Below are 18027 nucleotides of genomic sequence, written 5' to 3' on the forward strand. Positions count from 1 at the left end.
TTCTTATAACGGCAACAAACACTATGTTGCCGTTTTTTCATGTCTGACATTTGTCGTTAAAACAACCTCAAATAACGATATTTGATACCAAAATCACTATAAATTTCGTTAAAACGTATTTTTACTTAGACATAACACTGGTCAGATTTGATCAAGTCAGTACACCCCCTACAATCGTCGCAAATTAGCCAATATAGGCTAATAAAAAACAATAATATATATAATTAGGAATTATTCTAAGCATGAATAAGAAGCAAATTTTTACACGCTCAGTGATTACTGCTGCTATCGCCTTAGCTTCATCACAATCTATGGCAGCGGGCTTTCAACTAAATGCACAATCTGCAACAGGTCTTGGACGCGCATTTGCAGGTGACGGTGTTATTGCAGACAATGCATCAACAATGGCAAAAAACGCTGCCTCAATGACACTATTTGATGCGCCAGCGCTGTCTCTAGGTGTTATCGCTATTGATACTGACGTTAAAGTAAAAGATACAACATACAATGGTTCTCAGATCCCTGATGATCAAATTGGTGGTACTAGTTACGCGCCAAACATCTACTACATTCAGCCTATCAACGATAAATTCGCTGTAGGTGCATCACTTTACTCAAACTTCGGTACTAAAACTGAATTTAGTGATAACTACGCTGCAAATGCATTTGGTGGTTTAACTGATGTAAAAAGTGTGAACTTAGGTTTAAGTGCTGCTTACCGCATTAACCAGCAACTAAGCATTGGTGGTGGTTTAGACGTAATTTACGGCAGTGGTAAACTAAATCGCTATATACCTGCAGGAAAAATTCCAACACCTAATGGGACGATCAATACACCAAAAATTGATTTACTTGATGTTGATGCCGATGGTGTAGCGCTTGGCTTTAACCTAGGTACTATCTACGAGCTCGATCAAAACAACCGTTTTGGCTTATCTTACCGCTATAGCCCAACATTAGAAGCTAAAGGTGATATGCACTATGCGGGCAACAACCTTAGCGATCAGAAGCTAAAAATGCCATTACCAGATATGGCAGAATTTTCTGGTTTCAATAAGCTAAATGATAAATTTGCGGTTCACTACAGCATTCAATGGATACGCTGGAGCGAGTTTGACGTTCTAGAAACAACCGGTGGCGTTAAATTAAATGATTACCAATGGCAAGATGGATGGCACTACTCTATCGGTGGTACTTACTACCTAAACGATCAGTGGACACTTCGTGCGGGTTACATGCATGACACCAGCGCCCAGAATTCAAAAACGTCTATTTCTGTACCTGATTCCGATCGTAACTGGTTATCTGGCGGCTTTAGCTACCACCTAGACAGCAAGTCTACCATCGACTTTGGCTTAACTTACCTTATTGGTAAAGATGTTAAAGCAGATGAAACCAATCCGCTCGGTATGTCGGTTGACGCAACCACTCGTGCAAATGCATGGTTGTACGGCCTACAATACAGCCGTTCATTCTAATTTCAGAGTACACTTGTACTCATTAGACTAAAAAAGGAGCATCATTGCTCCTTTTTTTACGACCGCCTCTTTCCCAAATCCCGCTTTATCTTTCATATATCCTTCTTTTCCCTCTTACTTTTGATTAAAAAACGCACATAAGTTATGTTATTTTCGTACATGTGTACGCTGAAAACAGGTCTAACCAGACATGATTGAGCAATAAGTAACGGATAAAATATTACTAATACAGAATTTACAATATTTCATTTTGATAATTTAAAAAATGACTGCTTAAAGATAACCTTACTCGTAGAGAAGAGTATTATTCGCGACTTAGTTTCAGCGAACAATTAGCTATTAATATAAAAATGATGAATAAAAATAAAATTACATTATCTTTAACTGCCGCAGTAGCATTAGGCATAAGCACTAACGCCCTAGCAGCTGGTTTCCAATTAGCAGAATATTCCGCAACAGGCCTTGGCCGTGCATTTGCGGGCGAAGCAGCAATGGCTGACAATGCTAGTGCGCAGTTCCGTAACCCAGCAATGTTGACTTACCTTAAAGGTACGCAAATCTCAACAGGTGCCATTTACGTTGATCCTAATGTGGATGTTAAAGGAAACCTTCAAGTTAATGGTCGAACTATTGACCAAACTGAAGCGCGTAATATTGCTCACAGTGCCGTTATTCCAAACTTCTACATTTCTCGTCAGTTAAACAACAACGCCACTTTAGGTTTGGCATTCGGTACTAACTTCGGCATGCGTACCGATCTTGGTACTGACTTCACAGCGTCCATTTTCGGTAACCAAGCTGAAGTCCACACCGTTGAAATCAACCCTAATATTGGTTACAAAATTAATGACCAATTTAGCGTAGGTGCTGGTGTACGTTACATTATGGCAAAAGGTCACTTTGGTGCTGCACTGCCAAGCACCCTACCAACGATGGTCTCAGGAATGCTGTTACCAAAGCAGAAATATATTTATGAACAAGGCTTAGCGGGTAAAAACCTTAAATATATGGAAGGTGAAGATAATGCATGGGGCTGGCAAGCTGGTGCTGCATGGCAAATTAACCCAACCAACCGCATTGGCGTAAGTTATCGCTCTGCGGTAGATTTAAACCTCAGTGGTCATGCAAGTGGAATTGCTTTTGGTGGGAATACACTACCAGGAAGCTTGCCTCTTGAACTACCAGCGTCAGCAGAAATTGCTAGCTTCCACCAGTTAAATGACCAGTGGTCAGTTCACGCAAGCATTAACTGGACAGATTGGAGTAGCTTTAAAAAGTTAGAAGCTAATATCCCAAGTATGGGTGGTAATGTAGAAATCAAACCTCAAAATTGGAAAGATAACTACCGTTTCGCTATTGGTACTACTTACCAAGCAACAGAAAAGCTGGCACTACGTTCTGGTATTGCATACGACATGGCTGCGGTAGATGAAGCACATCGTACTCAAACCATTCCAGAAACGGATCGTACTTGGCTAAGCCTTGGTGCTGGTTACCAGTGGTCTAAGAACTTAACATTAGATGCCGGCCTTACCTACGTTTATGCGAAGAAAGCACACCTAAATGAAACAGATAAAAATATTAATGCGCTGGCAAGCATGCTAACTCATCCCAAAGAAACTAAAGTATCATTTGCAGGAACAACGTCAGGCGATGTATGGCTAGCGGGTGTTCAAGCAAGCTACCGTTTCTAAGTAAATAAAATTATTTTATGAAAAACGCCTCTAACATCAGAGGCGTTTTTGTCTTTGTTTATATTGATAAAAGTTCATTTCACCCACCACTCTAGACCATAAAACTATTTTTTGTTCAAAAAATAAGCTAGATCTAGCATTAAGTATCGTTTATTATTCATGAAACGTTGATACTGAAACGTTCATAGTTAGAACTTTGATAATGATTCAAATACTGCAGAAGCGACATTATGGTCATCTAATCACTGCATATTTAGTTATCACTATCCTTCAGTAAATCACTCACAATATAACTACGAAAATGATTTCCGATTTATCGGCAACTTTTTACGCCCCTATATTTCAAGAAAATAAACGCTTAATTATGAGTAAATATTTTCTTGCGCTATTTATTGAATGGAACATATGAAACAACGAAATTACTTATTAATACTTGCAGCTCTATTAACTAATAATGCTTTTGCCATCGAGAATGGACAAGAAGTCTCCTCTAACCAACATCAAACTATTATTTACAGTACAAATAATGAATGTACGGGTAGTCTTATTGCAGGAAAGTGGGTATTAACAGCGCAACATTGCACAACTAATAATTCTAATGCAATAACAACCTTTGATGGCCAACATGTATCAGTAAAAACACAGAACAATTATAAAGATAGTCCCTATTACAATGGACAAAATATCGATATCGCCTTGTGGGAATTAAATAATACCGCTAATTTTAATAAAATAACGCCAATATCAATTCAACCTGTCATATCAGGTGTAAAAGCAAATATATATGGTTTTGGTAAAACAGGAAGTCAGTTAAACAAAGCGCCTTTAATTATAACATCTCAATCTAATAATGAATCAACCGTAATTAAAGCACATATTCTTAAATATGATGGCGTATTAGTTGGAGGCGATTCCGGTTCTCCTTATATAGACTCAGACAACCAATTATTTGCCGTACACCAAGGTATAGATGGTGACTTATACAGTGCAACACCTATTAATATTGCTAAAGACTTCATTTTAAATACAATTAATGGTTGGAGTTACCCAACACAGTTAACGAATGTGAAAGGTAAGCAAACTGTAACGGTGCAAAGTCTGCATGAAAATAACGTAGTAGATCAAGCTTACACCGATGGCGACGTGAATATTGATACAAGTCTATCCACTTGTCTTACAGGTAATATAAGTCCATTTCAAACTTGTACTTATATTATAAATAGCAATGGTTATGAAGGCTCATTAGTATTATCACCAACAGAAAAAGTAAGTATAAATTTAGGTAAAAAAGACGATAGCACGGGGAAAGATAATATTAGTCCTAATACAAACAATGGTTCAGGTGGTGGTGCTTTAAATATAACGATTATACTATCATTATTATTATTTGCTTTTTCACGACGTCAATTTACTCGATAAGTTATTTATCTAAATCAGACAAGATTTAATAGTTATATCTACTGTCTATTACTTATCTAGTTAAAAATTTACCACATATAAAAAGACCTCCTAACTGGAGGTCTTTTTAAAATCAACTAATCTTACTCGTCATCAATTTCATCAAGATAACTATCATCAAAATTATCTGTTTGTTGCTCTTGATCAACCTTACCGTCACTGGCGATAAAGTCTTTGTATTGAATATAAGCATCTCGTGTAAATACATATGGATCTGGCGAGTTCTCAAGCATTGCTTCTTGTTGTACTAAAGCAGCGCGATCTTCCATTCCTTCAAATAACCACTTACCTAATCCTTCCCAGAAATTCAGTAAGCCAAGCATTGGATACAATTCATCTGCAGCATCACCAAAACCTCGGAACGTTACTGGGCCATAAATAGGTAACATCAAATACGGACCATTTGGTACGCCGTAATAACCTAGCGTGTCACCAAATCGACGATCTGCAGGTTTATTTATGTCAGCCGCTGATGCAATATCAATTAAACCACCCAAACCAAAAACTGTGTTGATCCAAAAACGATTAAAATGGGTGACGGCAGCTTTACCATTTAGCGATAGCAAGCTATTAACCATGCTCGCTGGCTCATCTAAATTTGATAAAAAATTCATAATGCCTTTTCGAACAGGAGTTGGCGTATAATCTACATAGGCTAATGAAACTGGTCGAGCAACATATGGATCTAAATAGTTATAGTTAAGATCCCACATGGCACGGTTAAATCCTTCTAAAGGATCATAAACACCATTATTATCACTATTACTGTCAGCATCGATATGATCAGTAATATTGTTAGAGGCAATTTGCTTTGACGGTTCATCTGGTGTTTGCGCACAACCTACTAACCCCAGCGAAAGCCAAATTATAAGCAGTAAAATTCTATTCAAAACACTTATCCAATAAAAAGCAGGCGGGACAATGATATCCAGCCTGCTCTATTTGTTCCAGTATTGAATTAATATTGTTTATTAATTAATACTTTTGTATCACCACCAAGCATCACTTTCTGGCTTTCACCATACCAGTCACCTTGTTTAGTCATAACATTGCCATCACTATCAATACGAGCACGAACAATCATTTCAGATAATGACGATAGCTTACGCTGTGGCATCATGCTGTCTTTATCCGTTAACGTAATAGTTAAGGGGAAAGGCGTTGTAAGTGGTAATTTAACAGCAGCAATTGGCATTGGTGCACCATCTGAGCTATGAACAGAGATGATAATATCACCCTGTTTTGGCAACACAACATCTGGCGCTAATGAAACCGTCGCGACTACTTGTTGTTTTGCTTGTTCAGCACTGACTTTTGGCGCTGTCTCTGCTGTCACTGCCGCAGTAGCCGCCCCATTAACTATCGCTTTCGCTTTATCATCAGCATTTAAACGGGCTTGTGCACGTTCAATACTACGATCAAGCATAGGTGCACGAGAATCATCTGGCCCAATAAGCTTTTTCATCATTGTCCAGTAAGCAATCGCTTGTTCAAACTTGTTTTGCTCAAACGCATCGAAAGCTAACAGTGATAATGCTTGTACATTAGCATGATCTTTCTTAATCACATTACGTAATAACTGGCGAGCCATATCACTTGCGCCCGGCTTACCACTTAGCATTAATGACTGTGCATAGCCTAACTGAATATCCCCATCAACTGGGTTTAGGTCATAGGCTTTTTTCATTGCCATTTCAGCGGTTTCACCATCACGGTTGGCCATTGCGATACGACCTAACAATAACCATCCCATAGGATCATCACCGTCATCGTGCAATTTAGTACGTAATGCTAAAGTCAGATCAGACATATCTTGATCAGACAATGGTTCATTGGCAGCGTTATCACCCAGTAAGCGTTGAGAAAGTTGAGGCAGGCGATTTACCGCATCATGCCACGCTTCTACTTTCTGAATACCGCCCACAGAGGCGTACATACCATAGCTCACACCAACAATTAAGATAATGCCCGGTAGTAACATCGCTGGGCTAACATGAGTCGATTTTTTCACTTCACTTTCAGGTAAGTCATCTAATAATGACTGTTGAAGCTCTGAAACTAATTCTTGGCGATTCTCAACCAAGCCTTCTTCTGATTCATGTTCCAGCTCATGGATACGATCTTTAAAGAATGCTTTGTTTAATTCATCTCGGCTTGCTACATCATCGTACTCTTTGCCATACAACATAGGTACAGCAAAAAATGCTATCGCAATAAGCACTAAGACAGCAGTTATAATCCAAAACAGCGTCATTTGTTTACCTTTGATTGAGTATCAACACTTTCAGCATCTTGCTGTTCCATCTCTGCAAGCAGTGCTTTTAATCGTTTAGCTTCTTCCTCATCTAATTGAGCCTGCTCAGTTTTCTCACCGTTTTTACGCGTACGATAAACCAGAACAGTAAAGCCAATAACGATAAACAGAATAGGACCAACCCATAAAATTGCAGTCGAAGCTGTCATCGGTGGATTGTACGTAACAAAGTTGCCGTAACGCGCAATCATGTAATCAATAATTTGCTGACTGGTTTTGCCTTCTTTAAGAAGCTCAAATGTTTTCTGGCGCATATCTTGCGCTAAGGTTGCATTTGAATCAGCAATATTATTGTTTTGACACTTAGGACAACGTAATGTCGCCGTTAACTCTTGGAACTGCTTTTCTTGTTCCGCATTTTTAAAGTCATAAACATCAATCGATGCAAATGCAGGTAACGCTGCGGTTAGCGCGATCGTTGCAGCTATAACAAGGGCAAATAAACGTTTCATTAACCTTTTGCCTCCGCTTTTAGCTTGTTATACAACGGTTCAAGCGTTTCCTTCCAATTTTCAGGGTTTACATCACCCACATGGCGGTAACGAATAATACCGTTAGCGTCAATAAGGAATGTTTCTGGCGCGCCATAGACGCCTAAATCCATGCCCAACATGCCGTTGCCATCATAAAGCGTATGTAAGTAAGGATTACCCAATTCAGTTAACCAACCTATCGCTTTATCACGCTGATCTTTATAGTTCAGACCAATGATCTTAACGCCTTGTTTCGCTAACGTATTTAGGTATTGGTGCTCTGCATAACATGTCGGACACCATGTCGCCCACACGTTAAGCAATAATGGTTCACCTTTGAAAATCGTTTGTTGGTACTCTTTCCCTGGCTGAAACAGATCTTCTAACTTAAACGTTGGAACCGGTTTGCCAACCAATACTGATTCTAACTTTGTTGGATCATCACCATCAGCATTGCGGGTTAACTGCACCATAAACATAATAACCAGTGCAATAAACAGGACTAACGGAATAAATAGGAATTTTTTATTCATGGGTTAATTTTGTCTCCGACGATTTATTACTCACGGTTGCAGGTTTACGGAAACGGTAACGTTTGTCACTGATCGCTAATGCACCACCTAACGCCATTAACAATGCACCCGCCCACATCCAGTTCACAAATGGTTTGTAGTAAATACGAACAGCCCATGCACCATCACCAAGCTTCTCACCCATAGCAACATATAAGTCACGAGTGATACCACTATCAATTGCCGCTTCTGTCATCATAGAGCCAGCAACACTGTAGAAACGTTTTTCAGCATGTAATGTTGTTACGTTTATACCACGACGGCTAATATTGAAATCAGCAATATAACCATCATAGTTAGGACCATCAGCATCACGTAAACCGGCAAAGTGGAAGTCATAACCTTTTACATTGACAGATTGACCCGGCGCTAAGCGTAAGTCACGTTCAATATCATAGTTAGAGACTAAAGTGATACCAATGATAGATATCGCTAAACCAATATGACCTAACACCATCGCCCAATGGCTGCGACCTAATTTACCTAAGCCTGTCACAAAAGTATGACGGTGTGTCGCACGCTCGAATAACTCAAAACCATGCATCACAATGATCCAAACAGCCATCATCATTCCTAACACCGCAAGCGGTTCAACCACACTTGCCGTAAAGTAAATAACAAAGTATGAGAATGGAATCGTGATCAGTGCTGAAATAATCATTGGCTTGCGAACATGTTTGAAATTATCGCGCTTCCAACGAACAAGAGGACCAAAGCCCATAATAAAGGCAAACGGGATCATCAACCATGTAAATAGCATGTTGAAGAAAGGCACACCGATAGAAACAGAGCCTAGACCAATTTGCTTATGCACTAATGGTAATAATGTACCAATAAGGACAACCATTAAGCCTGCAACAAGTAAAATGTTGTTTGCTAGTAATAGGTTTTCACGTGAGAACAAGCTGTAGTTACCACGAGAACGGATTTGACCACCACGTAATGCATACAGTAGTAAAGAACCACCGATAACCACCACAAGGAAGCCAAGAATAAACATACCGCGAGCAGGATCTGACGCAAAGGCGTGTACAGAAACCAATACGCCAGAACGCACTAAGAACGTACCTAATAGGCTTAATGAGAATGCAGAGATCGCAAGCAGTACTGTCCACGCTTTAAATGTGCCACGCTTTTCTGTTACTGATAGCGAATGCATTAACGCTGTACCTGCAAGCCACGGCATGAATGATGCGTTTTCTACTGGATCCCAGAACCACCAGCCACCCCAGCCAAGTTCGTAGTAAGCCCACCATGAACCTAGTGCAATACCTACGGTTAGAAATGACCATGCAGCAATTGTCCATGGACGAGACCAACGTGCCCAAGCCGTATCTAAACGACCAGTCATTAATGATGCAATAGCAAAAGAGAATGCAACTGAGAAGCCAACGTAGCCCATGTAAAGCATTGGCGGGTGAATAATTAGACCCGGATCTTGCAATAATGGGTTTAGATCACGACCTTCGACAGGGAATACCGGTAGCGTACGTAAAAATGGGTTAGAAGTAATGATAATAAACAGTAAGAAACCCACTGCGATCATACCCATTACAGATAAGACACGAGAAACAGATTCTAGTGGCATATCACGGCTAAAACGTGCAACAGCAGCAGCCCAACCGGCTTGGATAAGAACCCAAAGCAGTAATGAACCTTCGTGTGCACCCCATACCGCTGTAATACGGTAATACCACGGCAATAAGCTTGTCGAGTTACTGGCTACATACGCAACAGTAAAATCATTGTTATAAAATGACCAACATAAAATAACAAAAGATAATGATAAGAAAGCAAAAATACCGTATGCCAATGGTCGTGCCATACGCATCATTGCTTGGTTACCAACTGCAGCACCATATAGCGGATAAATACTGGCTAGTACCGATAAGGCAAGAGCAGTAATAAGGGCAAAATGGCCTATTTCAGGGATCATTGAGCACTACCTTGTAGTTGTTCTTCAGTATATTGAAGTTTTGAGTGATTTTTCTTCATCGCATCAGCGACTTCAGGCGGCATGTAATTTTCGTCATGCTTAGCAAGCACTTCATGCGCTTTTATTGTCGTAGGGCCAACTAAGACACCTTGCGCAACAATACCCTGCCCTTCACGAAAGAGATCAGGCAAAATACCATCATAAGTTACGGTAACTGAAGGACCTACATCAGCCACTTTAAAGCTAACTTCTAAAGATTCAGGATCACGCTTCACCGAACCTTTCACCACCATGCCACCAATACGTAAACGCTGACCAACTTCTGGCTTGGTGCCATCAGGCTTACCATTGACAAGTTCTGTTGGTGTATAGAATAAATCCATATTTTGATTTAACGCATAAAGCACTAAACCAACCGTAGCACCAAGGCCTAAAACAAGCGCTAACACTAAAGCGAGACGCTTCTTACGTCTTGGGGTCATAGCGTATTCTCCATCTTTTTCGCATCTTTAATACGTTGTTCACGTGCGATTTTATTTTTAATATCACCTAATACGCGACGATGGGTTGCCATACTAGAAAAGAGGATCCATAACATCGCGATAAATGAGATACCAAACGAACTCCATACATAAGCAGCGTAGCCACCCATTGCAAAAAAGTCGCTCATAGAATCAAAATGCATACCAACCTCACTTCACTAGCTCACGCACCCAAGGGCGGTGACTTTCGCGGATAAGAATTTCATTACGTAAGCGGATCATGGTCACCGCACCGAAGAAACAAGCAAAACCGACAATACCAATCAGCAACGGCCACAGCATATCTGTTGACATAGAAGGCTTAGCAAATTTAGTAATAGTTGCACCTTGGTGAAGGGTATTCCACCACTCAACAGAGAAGTGAATGATCGGAATATTGATCACCCCTACAATGGCTAAAATACCTGCCGCTTTAGCTGCCGTTTTTTGATCATCAAAGGCGTTATACAATGCAATAACACCAAGATATAAAAATAGAAGAATGAGTTCAGATGTTAAACGTGCATCCCATACCCACCATGTACCCCACATTGGTTTGCCCCAAATAGCACCAGTGATCAATGCAATAAAGGTAAACACCGCGCCAATCGGCGCCATCGCAGCAGCAGCCATATCTGATAATCGAATTTGCCACACTAAACCTATGAACGCAGCAATAGCCATTGATACGTAAGCACCCATGGACCAAATTGCAGCTGGAACATGCAAGTAAATAATTCTAAAGCTATCACCTTGTTGATAATCTGTTGGTGCAAACATTAAGCCCCAAATAGAACTCACAACAATGGCTATTAAGCTAATAATGGAAAACCAAGGAAGTAACTTACCGCATAAGCGATAGGTATTCTCGGCTTTAGCGTAGGGATGTAACCACTTCCACATAATGCTCTCTACTCGTTATATAGTTATAAATACGTCATTAAAGCCAAGTTCAGTCACAAAATAATAGGATTTAGTGACATCACTTAACCTTACAAATCTCTACCTGTTGGGTAAATACACAAAATAGGAGGTAACTCCGCTCCCATTATTGATTTAGTTCACACTGATCCTCAGTGAGGCTGCCACAGCAAACGGTGCTAACGTTAAAGACGCCACCAACATTGCGGCCATTAATGCTAATTGACCGTTATACGCCATCCCTAGGCCTGCCGCTTCTATTGCAGAGGTCGCGAATATAAGCACAGGTATATATAACGGTAATATGAGCAAGCTCAACAAAACGCCACCTTTTCGTAATCCAACCGTTAAAGCAACACCAATTGCCCCTAAAAAGCTTAATGTTGGCGTACCTACAAGCAAGGTAAGTACAACTGCAACCCATGTATCCCAGTTCAGCGATAATAAAATCGCCAATAAGGGGCTGATTAAAATTAGCGGTAAGCCTGTCAATAACCAGTGTGCAACCATTTTAGCAAAAGCAGATACAGCCAATGGTGCTGGCATTAATAACATTTGCTCAAGCGAACCATCAGCATAATCATCACGGAATAAACGCTCCATTGATAATAACGCCGCTAACAATGCTGCAACCCAAATGATCCCCGGGGCAATACGCGCCAACAATTTAGGCTCAGGACCGATACTTAATGGAAATAAAGTGATCACAATAATAAAGAACCACAATGGATTCATGACATCTGCACGTCGACGAAAAGCAATTAACAATTCACGACGAATAATTTGAATAATAGAATTAAACACCGCGATCACTGCCCTAACTTAATTTTTCGTAAGTGATTACTATCGGTAAACATATCTTGGTGAGTGGTTAATAACACCATCCCACCACGTTCTACATGAGATAAAAACAAGTTTTCAAGTACCTTAACGCCTTGCTTATCAATCGCCGTTAATGGCTCATCAAGCACCCATAATTTATGATTACTTAACCATAAACGCGCTAATGCAACACGGCGTTGTTGACCGGCAGATAGTTGTCCAGCGGGTACATCTTCACGACCAGCTAACCCTACATGTGCCAATGCTTTCCATAATGCGTCCTTACCCGTAACTTGTGGTGAACCCTTGAGATCTGAGCCTTGATTGCATTTATGCATTGCTTGAAAAAAAGCCAAGTTCTCAAAGGCGGTAAGTTCACGTTTTACACCAGTTTGATGACCAAGAAACAACAACTCTTGATGGTAATCTTCTCGAGCAGCCTGAATATCTTCTTGATTCCAAAAAACCTGTCCACTATCGGCACGGCCTAACCCTGCAATAATACGTAACAGTGTGGTTTTACCTGCGCCATTATGGCCTTCTATTTGAACCAACTCGCCACTTGATATAGTGAAACTGAGTTCATCAAACAATAAACGTTCGTCACGAACGCAGCTTAAGTCTGCTACAGACAACATATAAATGATGTATCCTAGGTGTCACAAATCAGTCCGCATGATACCACAATGGCTAATAATTTAGCTAAGCTACGGACATATTCATCGTTAACTAACGTAAGTAAATGTGAAATAAATGCGCATCAATTCAACGCCACCTCACTCCCCTAGCGCAGCAAAAGCTGCCCAAATTGAGAAACCGCCATCAGGTAATATAAAGAGCCAAGCGCCACTATTTACGAGCACTGGAGGAAAAGACCAGAATCTTGTTTCCCAATTGCCGCAATTATTGTTATCCATAAACAGCTTGCAACGTTTAGTTACACTTTTATCTAACCCGTTAAACTCTGGTACAGCTAAATTAGCCGTATCACCTTCTAACAGCCTTAATACTATTTTCCAACAACTCTTTGCACCTCAGAATCAAGCCAGCTTAATTGCTTGGTTACAACAAGGTGGAGAACGAAAACCTTTAGCCCTGTTATTACAGCAACTATCTCAGCCACAAAGCCAATTAAACCAATGGCTAAAAGCATTAACCCCTGAACAACAACAAGATATTCCTGCTCTGTTAAGGCTTGCTGCAGAGCAGCGAGGGCCTGAAACACAACGGGCACAAGATACCAATAGCATCTATCTACAATGGCCGATAAATAACAATCAATCTATTGATATTAAAATAAAAAATGAGTACGAAGATTCAAACTCAAATGCTGACAAGAATATCAACTCCTGTTGGACGGTCAAATTGGCATTACCTATTGGTGTAATAGATATACTAAATATTACAGCTCAATGGAAAAACAGCACATTAACAACGTTATTCGAAACGGTTAATCCATTATTATTAGATAAAATAGAGATGTCCTCTCCACTACTTTTTTCTCGTATGGCACAGTTAGGTATAAACTGCGAAGCCCCTAAATTTCTACAAGCCTCAGCGAAAGCTCCAGATGACTATCCAGCGCCTTCTAGCGGCTTATTAATTAAAGTGTGAGTTATGACTGCAGATAAAAAAACAGCCACACATGCTATTGCACTTAAATATGATGGTGAAAAAGCGCCTTATATTACAGCCAAAGGCCACCAGCAATTGGCTGAACATATTATTGAACAAGTAAAACAACAAGGTGGCTTAATTCATCAAGATCCCATACTGGCACAATATCTAAATAGCTTCGATGTCGGCGATGAAATCCCACAAGAGTTATATTTGATTATTGCTGAACTGATTGCCTTTTCATGGTACTTAAACGGAAAAACCCCTCCGGGATGGGAAGGGCTTGAAGATATTGATGTATCAGTATAATTATTAGCGGCGACGGTGTTTTTGCATTGTCTGCTGTAAACGAAGGAGTAATTCAGCTTCTGCTTTAGGTAAATCACATTCATTCATCAATTCATGAACATCAGCGCCCAACTCCACCATTTTACTGGCACGACTATATAAACGTCCTTCGGGATCGTTCATCATGATCTCTGTTTGACGATCTTCAACCACTTCTAACTGATGTGACATATCAGCCAGTTTGTGGCTCATACCCATTGTCCCTGCACGCAATTCATTGAACTCTTTATTCAAGCGTTCATTTTGCAAACGCGCATTTTTCAATACAGTTTCAATGGCGGCAAATTTTGTTTCTAAACTCCGTCGCGCTTTACGCTCGCGAAGCAATAACACAGTAAAGATTATAACCGCCAATACACTGATAACAGTAGGTATCCACTGTAGCAGAACAGTATTCATTACAAGTACGCCATCTCATCCCACTCTTCATCAGATAGCAGCTTATTAAGATCAACTAAAATAAGTAATTGCCCTTCGCGGTTGCTTACACCTTGAATAAACTTAGCGCTCTCTTCGGTACCGACGCTTGGCGTACTATCAATCTCAGAACTACGTAAATAAACCACTTCAGCAACACTATCAACAAGAATACCAATCACTTGTTTTTCTGCTTCAATAATCACAATGCGCGTATTATCAGAAATCTCACCTGGAACTAATCCAAAGCGCGAACGTGTATCGATAACAGTAACAACATTGCCGCGAAGATTAATAATACCGAGCACATAATCGGGTGCACCTGGAACCGGCGCGATTTCTGAATAGCGCAAAACCTCACGGACTTGCATAACATTAATACCGTAAGTTTCATCTTCTAGCTGAAATGTCACCCATTGCAGAACCTGATCATTCGCTCCGTCTTTTTGGATCTCAGCGATATTTACCTGTGACATGCTATTCCCTCTTAAGGTCCTGTATTACTCAATACTATTTACATCCAATCCATTATTTAGCATTGCGATCAACGCATTAACATGGATAAGTGCACACATTTTATCTTTTACCATGCCAGCAAGCCAAGGGCGTTTTCCAGCCTTCTCTCGCCAGCGAATATCATTTCCATTCAGCACCTTGGTGCCATGCAGTTTATCGCTAGCCAGCCCCCATTGGCTATCGCCAAGCATCACAATATAACGATAATTCTCTCGATACTCATCACTAATTAGCTTCTCTGGCATCACCCAACGGGCGGTATCAACTACATCTAACTTTTGCTCGCGTGTTGACTGTAAACCTAAATACCAATGTGGACGGCCTAATAAACGGTTTAGCTCACCAAGTTGATGAATACCTCCCAATTCCGTGAGTGCAACTGCAAATGTCACACCATTAACTTCAAAAAATAGCGCTTGAAACGCCTGCTCCATCCCATGATGTGTCCACTGGTCTGGTGGAATTAACCCTGCATCTTCAGCAATTGTAGCGGTTTCAATAACCTCTGTTTCAACGGTATCTTCCGCTATATTTTCAGCACTAGCACACGTAGTCTCTACTTCTTTAATAGAAGTTAGTTGCTCTGGTATTACTTGTTCTGTTTCTGAAACAATTTGTTGTGGATTTGCAGTTTGTACGACATTTTCTTGAATATCATCAACATAATTTTCATCAACTTTACTCAATAGACGTTCAATATCTTGTCGATTTGACGGCTCTGCATAATCAACAGCAACATTAGGCTGTGGCTTTAATACATTTAACTTAGGTTGAGTTAACGTCGGTGCTACTTCAACATTTTCAATACTTAGTTTATCGACGTCTAAAACAGGATCTTGAATCTCCGCAGATACAGCAACTTCATTTGATTCTTCTAATAAATCAAAAAAATAATCATCTAAAGCTTGATCACTTGAAAGTGGCTTACTATGCATGATTGTCTAACCGTTCTACATATTTTAATAACGTTTTGTAAGCAAACACACCACGACAATTTCTGGCATATAATGATGGTGGCATATGTTTGATACTAGCATCACGGAACTTTGTATCAATAGGTACCGCTGACGCCCAAACTTGTTCAGGGAAACGAACCTTGAGTTCTTGCAATGTTTGGAGTGATGCCCGTGTTCGTTTATCGTACATGGTTGGAACAATCGTAACATTAAAACCAGACGGCTTAGAACGCTGCATAATTTGTAACGTTCTCATCATTCTTTCCAAGCCTTTCATAGCTAAAAACTCTGTTTGTACAGGTATAAGAATGCGATCGCTCGCCGCTAATGCATTGACCATCATCACCCCCAAAATGGGTGGGCAATCTATCAGTACGTAATCATAATCATCAACCAAGCTGTGTAGCGCTTTTTTTAACACTAACCCCATACCACTGCGATTTCCCATCACACGATCAAGTGTTGCCAGTGACATATGGGCAGGAATAATATCAATATTATTAAATGCAGTTTTAAGAATAAGTGGTTTTACACTGGCTTTATTCACTACGGGTAATTGAAACAAATCAAATAAACTCGCGGGTACTTGCTCTGAATCAAAATTTAAATACGTTGTTAACGATGCATGTGGATCGGTATCGACTAATAAAACACGCTTATTTTGCTCACTCAGCAATCCTGCTAATGTAATCGTGGTTGTGGTTTTCCCCACCCCACCTTTTTGATTAGCAATACTCCAAACAATCACCCCTTGATCCTCACTGTAAACCTAATTCGATTAATATACATTCAGCAATACGATCTAAAGGTAAGTCATGGCTTGATATGCCCGCTTTAGCAACAGCTTGAGGCATACCGTATACCACACAACTGTCTTCATCTTGCGCCCAAATAGTTGAACCACTATTTTTTAGCATTCTTGCACCATCTCGACCATCAGCGCCCATACCGGTTAATACCATAGATAGGACTTTATCTTGAAAAACTTTAGCCGCAGAACCAAATGTTACATCAACGCATGGTTTATAATTCATGCGCTCACCGCTATCAATAATACGTAACCTTGATGCGCCAGGTCGACCATCAAGCATCATTTGTTTACCACCTGGAGCGAGATACGCCATACCGGGTTTCAACATATCTCCATTTTCCGCTTCTTTAACTCCAATTTTGCACAGCTGATCTAATCGTGCCGCAAAAGCTGCGGTAAATGTCGCAGGCATGTGTTGAATAAGCACTATTGGATATGGAAAGTTAGCGGGGAGTTGAGTCAATATTTTTTGTAATGCGACAGGGCCACCAGTGGACGTACCAATTGCGACAATCTGGTATTTCTTTCCTGACGCTTTAAAACGTAATGCAGGTTTTACAACAGATGTACGGACACTTCTTGAAGATGAAACAGGTGAAGGTTCAGCCTGCAAGCGTGACGTTAGCGTTGGTTTCGTCGTCGATGTATGAGTACTTGTTAATGGCGATGATGGAGTAGATGTTGAACGCGTAGTAGCGCTTCGGCGCATAAAAATACGTTTACGTGCAAGCTCTGCAACACGTTTTTGAAGCAGTTCCACGGCTTCATCACGATTACGCGCAATATCTTCAAATTTCTTTGGCAAGAAATCTAACGCACCAGCATCAAGGGCGTCAAGCGTCGCCTTTGCACCATCATGAGTTAACGAAGAGAACATTAAGATCGGAGTTGGTGAAACTTTCATGATCTCGCGAACGGCTGTAATACCATCCATTACGGGCATTTCGATGTCCATTGTGATCACATCAGGTTGCAGTTTTTGGGTTAACTCTACCGCTTCTTTGCCATTAACGGCATTGCCAACAACTTCCAACCGACTATCAGCATTAATTATTTCACTTACTCTTCGACGGAAAAAACTTGAGTCATCAACTACTAATACTTTAACTGCCATGTTACTTTCATCCCGTTGAAACGCTTAAACAAAGGGGGTCATCGCCCCCCTCTTTTATT

20 protein-coding genes are annotated in these 18027 nt (G+C 40.4%); 5 read left to right on the forward strand and 15 right to left on the reverse strand.

Annotated features, from left to right (window positions below; translation table 11 throughout):
* Positions 1-242: 242 nt before the first annotated feature.
* From I3259_RS00140 to I3259_RS00150, 3 genes are all read left to right on the forward strand, one after another.
* Positions 243-1478: an outer membrane protein transport protein gene (locus I3259_RS00140; protein WP_238027770.1), complete on the forward strand. Its 1236-nt coding sequence runs from the start codon at positions 243-245 to the stop codon at positions 1476-1478.
* A gap of 353 nt (positions 1479-1831) precedes the next feature.
* On the forward strand, positions 1832-3172 hold the full coding sequence (locus I3259_RS00145) for an outer membrane protein transport protein (RefSeq protein WP_238027879.1): 1341 nt from the start codon (positions 1832-1834) through the stop codon (positions 3170-3172).
* A gap of 405 nt (positions 3173-3577) precedes the next feature.
* Positions 3578-4591, forward strand: a complete 1014-nt coding sequence (locus I3259_RS00150; RefSeq protein ID WP_238027771.1) for a trypsin-like serine protease — start codon at positions 3578-3580, stop codon at positions 4589-4591.
* Between the two features lie 122 nt (positions 4592-4713).
* Here the strand turns inward: I3259_RS00150 and I3259_RS00155 are convergent, their stop codons facing one another.
* The 10 genes from I3259_RS00155 to ccmA all read right to left on the reverse strand — a co-directional run bounded on the left by I3259_RS00155 (position 4714) and on the right by ccmA (position 12827).
* A complete protein-coding gene (locus I3259_RS00155; RefSeq protein WP_238027772.1) occupies positions 4714-5520 on the reverse strand; it encodes an MlaA family lipoprotein in 807 nt (268 codons plus the stop codon).
* Positions 5521-5588: 68 nt separating this feature from the next.
* On the reverse strand, positions 5589-6884 hold the full coding sequence (ccmI, locus tag I3259_RS00160; protein ID WP_238027773.1) for a c-type cytochrome biogenesis protein CcmI: 1296 nt from the start codon (positions 6882-6884) through the stop codon (positions 5589-5591).
* The gene (locus tag I3259_RS00165; protein WP_238027774.1) at positions 6881-7396 is read right to left on the reverse strand and encodes a cytochrome c-type biogenesis protein; all 516 of its coding nucleotides are present in this window, start codon (positions 7394-7396) and stop codon (positions 6881-6883) included. The genes ccmI and I3259_RS00165 overlap by 4 nt, the downstream gene beginning before the upstream one ends.
* Positions 7396-7950, reverse strand: coding sequence for a DsbE family thiol:disulfide interchange protein (locus I3259_RS00170; protein WP_238027775.1), 555 nt, complete (start codon positions 7948-7950; stop codon positions 7396-7398). Before I3259_RS00170 ends, I3259_RS00165 begins: the two co-directional genes overlap by 1 nt.
* Positions 7943-9925 (reverse strand): heme lyase CcmF/NrfE family subunit, encoded by a 1983-nt coding sequence (locus tag I3259_RS00175; RefSeq protein WP_238027776.1) that lies wholly within the window; start codon positions 9923-9925, stop codon positions 7943-7945. Before I3259_RS00175 ends, I3259_RS00170 begins: the two co-directional genes overlap by 8 nt.
* Entirely contained in the window at positions 9922-10407 is a 486-nt protein-coding gene (gene ccmE / locus I3259_RS00180; RefSeq protein WP_238027777.1) for a cytochrome c maturation protein CcmE, read from the reverse strand. The genes I3259_RS00175 and ccmE overlap by 4 nt, the downstream gene beginning before the upstream one ends.
* Positions 10404-10610: a heme exporter protein CcmD gene (gene ccmD, locus I3259_RS00185; RefSeq protein ID WP_238027778.1), complete on the reverse strand. Its 207-nt coding sequence runs from the start codon at positions 10608-10610 to the stop codon at positions 10404-10406. Before ccmD ends, ccmE begins: the two co-directional genes overlap by 4 nt.
* A 7-nt stretch (positions 10611-10617) precedes the next feature.
* Positions 10618-11349, reverse strand: a complete 732-nt coding sequence (locus tag I3259_RS00190) for a heme ABC transporter permease (RefSeq protein WP_105060692.1) — start codon at positions 11347-11349, stop codon at positions 10618-10620.
* A 153-nt stretch (positions 11350-11502) separates the two neighbouring features.
* Positions 11503-12171 (reverse strand): heme exporter protein CcmB, encoded by a 669-nt coding sequence (gene ccmB, locus I3259_RS00195; protein ID WP_238027779.1) that lies wholly within the window; start codon positions 12169-12171, stop codon positions 11503-11505.
* Between the two features lie 5 nt (positions 12172-12176).
* The gene (ccmA, locus tag I3259_RS00200) at positions 12177-12827 is read right to left on the reverse strand and encodes a cytochrome c biogenesis heme-transporting ATPase CcmA (protein ID WP_238027780.1); all 651 of its coding nucleotides are present in this window, start codon (positions 12825-12827) and stop codon (positions 12177-12179) included.
* A 115-nt stretch (positions 12828-12942) separates the two neighbouring features.
* On the opposite strand from ccmA, the gene I3259_RS00205 reads away from it, so the two are divergent.
* Together I3259_RS00205 and I3259_RS00210 are read left to right on the forward strand one after the other, a co-directional pair.
* The gene (locus I3259_RS00205; RefSeq protein ID WP_238027781.1) at positions 12943-13803 is read left to right on the forward strand and encodes a hypothetical protein; all 861 of its coding nucleotides are present in this window, start codon (positions 12943-12945) and stop codon (positions 13801-13803) included.
* A gap of 3 nt (positions 13804-13806) precedes the next feature.
* Entirely contained in the window at positions 13807-14115 is a 309-nt protein-coding gene (locus tag I3259_RS00210; protein ID WP_238027782.1) for an EscU/YscU/HrcU family type III secretion system export apparatus switch protein, read from the forward strand.
* Between the two features lie 3 nt (positions 14116-14118).
* Here the strand turns inward: I3259_RS00210 and I3259_RS00215 are convergent, their stop codons facing one another.
* From I3259_RS00215 to I3259_RS00235, 5 genes are read right to left on the reverse strand one after another with little or no spacing between them, the layout of a single operon-like run.
* Positions 14119-14553: a DUF2802 domain-containing protein gene (locus I3259_RS00215; protein ID WP_005370338.1), complete on the reverse strand. Its 435-nt coding sequence runs from the start codon at positions 14551-14553 to the stop codon at positions 14119-14121.
* Positions 14553-15047, reverse strand: a complete 495-nt coding sequence (locus tag I3259_RS00220) for a chemotaxis protein CheW (protein WP_105060696.1) — start codon at positions 15045-15047, stop codon at positions 14553-14555. The genes I3259_RS00215 and I3259_RS00220 overlap by 1 nt, the downstream gene beginning before the upstream one ends.
* A gap of 24 nt (positions 15048-15071) precedes the next feature.
* A complete protein-coding gene (locus I3259_RS00225; protein WP_238027783.1) occupies positions 15072-16022 on the reverse strand; it encodes a chemotaxis protein CheW in 951 nt (316 codons plus the stop codon).
* Positions 16015-16791 carry a ParA family protein gene (locus I3259_RS00230; protein ID WP_105060698.1) on the reverse strand — a complete coding sequence of 259 codons (777 nt, stop codon included), beginning with the start codon at positions 16789-16791 and terminating at the stop codon, positions 16015-16017. Before I3259_RS00230 ends, I3259_RS00225 begins: the two co-directional genes overlap by 8 nt.
* A gap of 10 nt (positions 16792-16801) precedes the next feature.
* Positions 16802-17968, reverse strand: a complete 1167-nt coding sequence (locus tag I3259_RS00235; protein ID WP_238027784.1) for a chemotaxis response regulator protein-glutamate methylesterase — start codon at positions 17966-17968, stop codon at positions 16802-16804.
* Between the last annotated feature and the right edge of the window lie 59 nt (positions 17969-18027).

The organism is Photobacterium sp. Ph5 (genome assembly GCF_022129445.1).
Lineage (GTDB): Bacteria > Pseudomonadota > Gammaproteobacteria > Enterobacterales > Vibrionaceae > Photobacterium.